Here is a 4,590-nt window from a genome sequence, read left to right on the forward strand (position 1 = left end):
GGGGGCCCGGGCCGGCGCGCGCCCCCCCCCCCCCGCCGGGTCGCGTCGGCCGCCGGGGGTCGGAAACCCCGCGACCGAGGCGACGTCACGGATCCCGGTGTCAGGAGATGGAGAAGACCGACGCCCACTTCTGGCCGGTCGAGCCGGCGGACGCGGTGGTGGCGGTGACCGCCTGGCCCGCGGTCGCGTTGCCGTCCAGGGCGAAGCCGGTCGCCGGGTTGACCAGGGTGTAGGTGCCCACGGCGTTCTGGGTCACCTGCCAGCGCTGGTTGGGGGTGCCGAGGTAGAGCAGTTGCAGGGACGGCTGGCCGCCGGAGGTGGTCGGCGCGGTCAGGTACAGCGGGACCGGGCAGCTGTCGAAGATCCGCACGGTGCCGTCGCCGTTGGCGGTGAGCTTCCAGCGCTGCGAGGCCCGGGAGGTGTCCAGCGCGGCGAACTCGGCCACCGACGGGATGCTGCCGCTGCACGTCCCGCCGCGCTGGAGGGCGACGCCGCCGCCGTTGCTGAGCGCGTGGTAGGCGTTGTCGCCGACGATCGTGGGGCCGTAGTTGATGGCGTGCGCGTCCAGCGCGGTCAGCGCGGCGCCGGTGGTGGACAGCGGCGGCACGGCCGTCGGGCGGACGTTCTTGAACCAGTCGGCGAAGGTCGAGGGCATGTGCGAGGACAGGGTGGTGATGGTGCGGTCCCAGCTGCCGTCGACCTGGTTCCACAGCCGGAGCAGCGCGCCGTCCACGTTGCCCTGCACGTGGTCGCCGGTCTGCCAGCCCGGGCCGGCGGTGAACGCGGTGGACGAGCCGTCCGGGAACACGTAACGGTTGTCGCCCAGCAGGTAGGCCGCCACCGAGTCGGCGAAGCCCTCGGTCCAGGCGCACGTGGCGGAGGACGCCGTCGCGATGTAGTGCGGGTTGCAGTTGGTGACGGTCGGGAACGTGCCGTTGTAGAGGCGGTGCTGGAAGAAGTGACCCGCTTCGTGCAGCACGGTGTGCTCGGAGTCCGGGTCGGCGTCGGACAGGTAGACGTTGTTCGACAGGTCGTAGTACGGGCCGGCGGTGGACCCGGCCTGCCAGCGCACCGTCAGCGTGGTGCAGGCCGAGGCGTTCGTCTCCGCGGTCGTCCAGCACTGGGTGGTCGGGTTGACCCGGCGCGTCCAGAGCAGGTTGACGGTGTCGAACGCGTGCCAGGCGCGGGTCGCGGTGGTCGGCTTGACGACGCCCAGGGAGACACTGGCCGACACGTTCGACTGCGTCGGCGTGTCGTACGTGTACACCGTGCCGCTGTTGTCGGTGACCCGCCACACCTGGTTGCTGCGGGTCGCGAAGCGGACGAAGAGGTGGTCCATCGCGGTGGTGGTGACCGGGGTGTGGCAGAGGGTGAACGAGCCGTCGGCGGCGCCGGTCAGCTGGGTGTCGGTGTTCAGCTTGTGGTCGGTGTCGGTCGACTTCTCACGACCCCACAGCTCGACCGAGGCGTTGCGCGCGGCCCTGGTCCGGGTCGGCTTGGCGGTGCCCTCCTCGGCCGACTGGTAGTCGAACTGGAGGTTGCCGCTCAGGCAGATCGGCTGGGCGGCGGAGGCGGTGCCCGCGGCGAGCGGCAGGACGACGCCGGCGGCGAGCACCACCGGGGCCAGCAGGCGGAGCAGGGCGGTGGAGCGGGATGACATGGACGTCCTTCCGGAGGAGCGCGCGGGTTCGCCGACGGCAGACCCGGCGCGGAGTGGTGGAGGACACGGGTGTTCGACTCGACCTCCGGCGCACCGCCGGGTGAGGAGCCGCGTGCACGTGGTCGATCACCGAGTTGGCCGTCACACCGCCCCTGAGGGCCGCGAGGTCGTCAACGCCGGTCGTGACGAACACACGGCTCATCCCCTTGCGTGTCAAGGGTGTTACGCCTGCCGGCTCCCCCGGGCGCAGGACCACCCGCTTGGCCGCAGGCGACCGCGTCGGCCGCGCGTCAACGGCCGGGGAACCACTCCGCCACCGGGGTGAGTGGCACCGGCTCCGGTCGCCGCACCGCGGTCGTCAGCTCGATCCTCCGGCCCTCCTCGGCGGAGCGGAGGACGGCGGTCATCGTCTCCAGCACGTGCAGCGCCAGGTCGCCGCCGGCACGCGGGGGCCGCCCGTCGGCCGCGACGAGGTCCAGCAGGCCGATGCCCCGGCCGGCTCCGACGTACCCGGCGCTCGGCGGCAGGGTCCGCCACTCGCTGCCGCCCAGCGGGAAGAGGCGGGTGTCGCCGTCGAAGTGGTTCGGGTCCGGGACGGCGAGGGTGCCGTCCTCGCCGTGCACCTCGATCGGCACGGCCGTCGTCGTGACGCCGTCGAAGCTGGTGGTGAGGGTGGACAGCGCGCCGTTGACGTGTTCGAGGACGCCGGAGACATGGCTGTGCACCTCGACGGGGATCCGTTGGCCGATCCGGGGTCCGGACCCGATCACGCGCTCGTCGCGCAACCGGCTCGCCGCGCCGATCACCGCGCGCACCGGGCCGAGCAGGTGGACCAGCGCGCTGATGTAGTACGGCCCCATGTCGAGCAGCGGGCCGCCGCCCGCGGTGTAGTAGAAGTCCGGGTTGGGGTGCCAGCGCTCGTGCCCCGGCGTGACCATGACGGCCGACGCGGACAACGGACGCCCGATCAGGCCGCCGTCGATCGCCGCGCGGGCGGTCTGCGTGCCCGTGCCGAGGACGGTGTCGGGCGCGCACCCGACCCGCACGCCCGCGGCGGCAGCCCGGTCGACGATCTCGCGGCCGTCCGCGAACTCCACGGCGAGCGGCTTCTCGGCGAAGACGCCCTTGCCGGCGGCGATCGCCCGCAGCGCGATCGGCGCGTGCGCGGCGGGGGTGGTGAGGTTGAGGACGGTGTCCACGTCCGAACCGTCGAGCAGCTCCTCCACGCCCACCGCCGCGACACCCGGGAACTGGGCCGCGACCGCGGCGGACCGGGTGGCGTCGAGGTCCGCGACCGCAGTGACGCGCACGGCGGGGTGCTCGCCCAGCGTGCCGAGGTACGCGCGGGAGATGACGCCGAGACCTACGATCCCGACGCGGTGCGGGTCGCCCACAGCATTCCCCTCTCGATGACGGTGCGCACGGCGGGGTGCCGCAACACGTCGAGGCTGTGCCCCGGGGTGGTCACCACGATCCGCCCGGCCCCCCACTGCCGCGTCCAGATCGCCGGGCAGGTCACGGGCCGCTGCCACGGGTGCCACGCCGGGGCCGGGTGGGTCGTGGTGGCCAGCACGTCGTTCAGGTCGTCGTGCAGCACCCAGTACTGCTCGGTGACCAGTTCGAAGTCCTCGACGCCCGCGGTGATCGGGTGTTCCCGGCCGAGCGGGGTGATGGTCACCGCGTGCGGCAGGAAGTTGTCCTCCGGCCCGCCCCGGCGTTCGGCCGGCTCCTTGCCGGGGTGCGTCGCGAACTGGCCGCCGACCAGGTGCAGGTAGTCCGACGAGGCGCGGAACGAGTCCGCGATGCCGCCGTGCCAGCCGGTGAACCCGGTGCCCGCCTCGACCGCCGCGCGCAGGCCCGCCACCTGTTCGGCGGTGATCTCCGACATCGTCACGCACTGCACGACCAGGTCGGTGGCGGCCATCTCGTCGGCGTCGGCGTACACGTCGGGCGAGCCGTGGACCCGCACGGCGTAGCCGCGGTCCCGCAGGAACGGGATGAACAGGTCGGTGGCCTCGACGGGGCGGTGCCCCTCCCAGCCACCGCGGACCACCAACGCCTTCGGCTGTCGCACGCCCACCCCCACGGTCCCCAGCGCGTACCCGACTTGATCATATCCGCTGCCGCGGTGCCGGCGGGAGTGCTCGGCGAGTGGGTGGTGATGCCCAAATCGCCTGCACCCGACGACGGCGGTGTGGTCCCCTGTGATCGGGTCGGGGGACACCGTGGTGGGGGTTGGGATGAGCGAAGACGGATCGAAGGCACAGCCGCCGGTGGAGCAGGGGGCGGCAGCGGAGCAGGAAGCGCCGAAAACCGGGACGCCGGCCCCGGAAACGGCAACCGGCGACACGACAACCGCAGGGGCGGCAACTGCGGTCACGACAGCCGCGGACACGACAGTCGCGGACACGACAGCCGCAGAGGCGGCAACCGCCGAGGGGGCAACTGTCGAACCCCCGGCGGATCCCACGCCGGCCGTGCCGGGAGCGCCAGGACCGCAGGGCACCGAGCCGACAGCGGCCGACGCGCCGGCCGCCGGACCGGTGAGCGACCCCTCCGCCGGGCACCCGGCGGCGAGCCCGTGGGCGCGGCCGGCCGGACCGGAGGCGCAGGCCGAGTGGGTGGACCCGACGCCGACCGACCCCATCCTGCGGATCCCTCCGACGCCGCCCCAGCCGAAGTCCACCGCGGCCGCCGTCCTGCTGAACCTGACCGGCAGCGGCGCGGGCTACTTCTACCTGAACCGACGCGGGCAGGCGTGGACGGCGGCCGTCCTCGCGGTCGTGCTCGTCGCCGTCGCGGGGGGGGGCCCCGCCGGCGGGCCGGTCGACGACCGGGCGCCCGCCCCGCCGGTGCGCGCGTACACGGCGTAGTAGTCGGCGATGCCGCTGTGCGTGACCCACGCCTTCGTGCCGCGCAGGACGTAGTCG

The 4,590-nt window shown here is 73.7% G+C and carries 4 protein-coding genes; 1 reads left to right on the plus strand and 3 read right to left on the minus strand.

Annotated features, from left to right (window positions below; all coding sequences use genetic code 11):
* Positions 1-100: 100 nt before the first annotated feature.
* From ACFXGA_RS20205 to ACFXGA_RS20215, 3 genes are all read right to left on the minus strand, one after another.
* Complete coding sequence (locus tag ACFXGA_RS20205) at positions 101-1,660, minus strand: RICIN domain-containing protein (protein ID WP_378090021.1); 1,560 nt, start codon at positions 1,658-1,660, stop codon at positions 101-103.
* 290 nt (positions 1,661-1,950) lie between these two features.
* Positions 1,951-3,054 (minus strand): Gfo/Idh/MocA family protein, encoded by a 1,104-nt coding sequence (locus ACFXGA_RS20210; RefSeq protein WP_378090023.1) that lies wholly within the window; start codon positions 3,052-3,054, stop codon positions 1,951-1,953.
* Positions 3,024-3,734, minus strand: a complete 711-nt coding sequence (locus tag ACFXGA_RS20215) for a ThuA domain-containing protein (protein ID WP_378090025.1) — start codon at positions 3,732-3,734, stop codon at positions 3,024-3,026. Before ACFXGA_RS20215 ends, ACFXGA_RS20210 begins: the two co-directional genes overlap by 31 nt.
* A 469-nt stretch (positions 3,735-4,203) precedes the next feature.
* Here ACFXGA_RS20215 and ACFXGA_RS20220 point away from each other — a divergent pair, with 469 nt between their 5' ends.
* Complete coding sequence (locus tag ACFXGA_RS20220) at positions 4,204-4,533, plus strand: hypothetical protein (RefSeq protein WP_378090027.1); 330 nt, start codon at positions 4,204-4,206, stop codon at positions 4,531-4,533.
* Positions 4,534-4,590: the final 57 nt, after the last annotated feature.

This window comes from Actinosynnema sp. NPDC059335 (assembly GCF_042752395.1).
Taxonomy (GTDB): domain Bacteria; phylum Actinomycetota; class Actinomycetes; order Mycobacteriales; family Pseudonocardiaceae; genus Actinosynnema.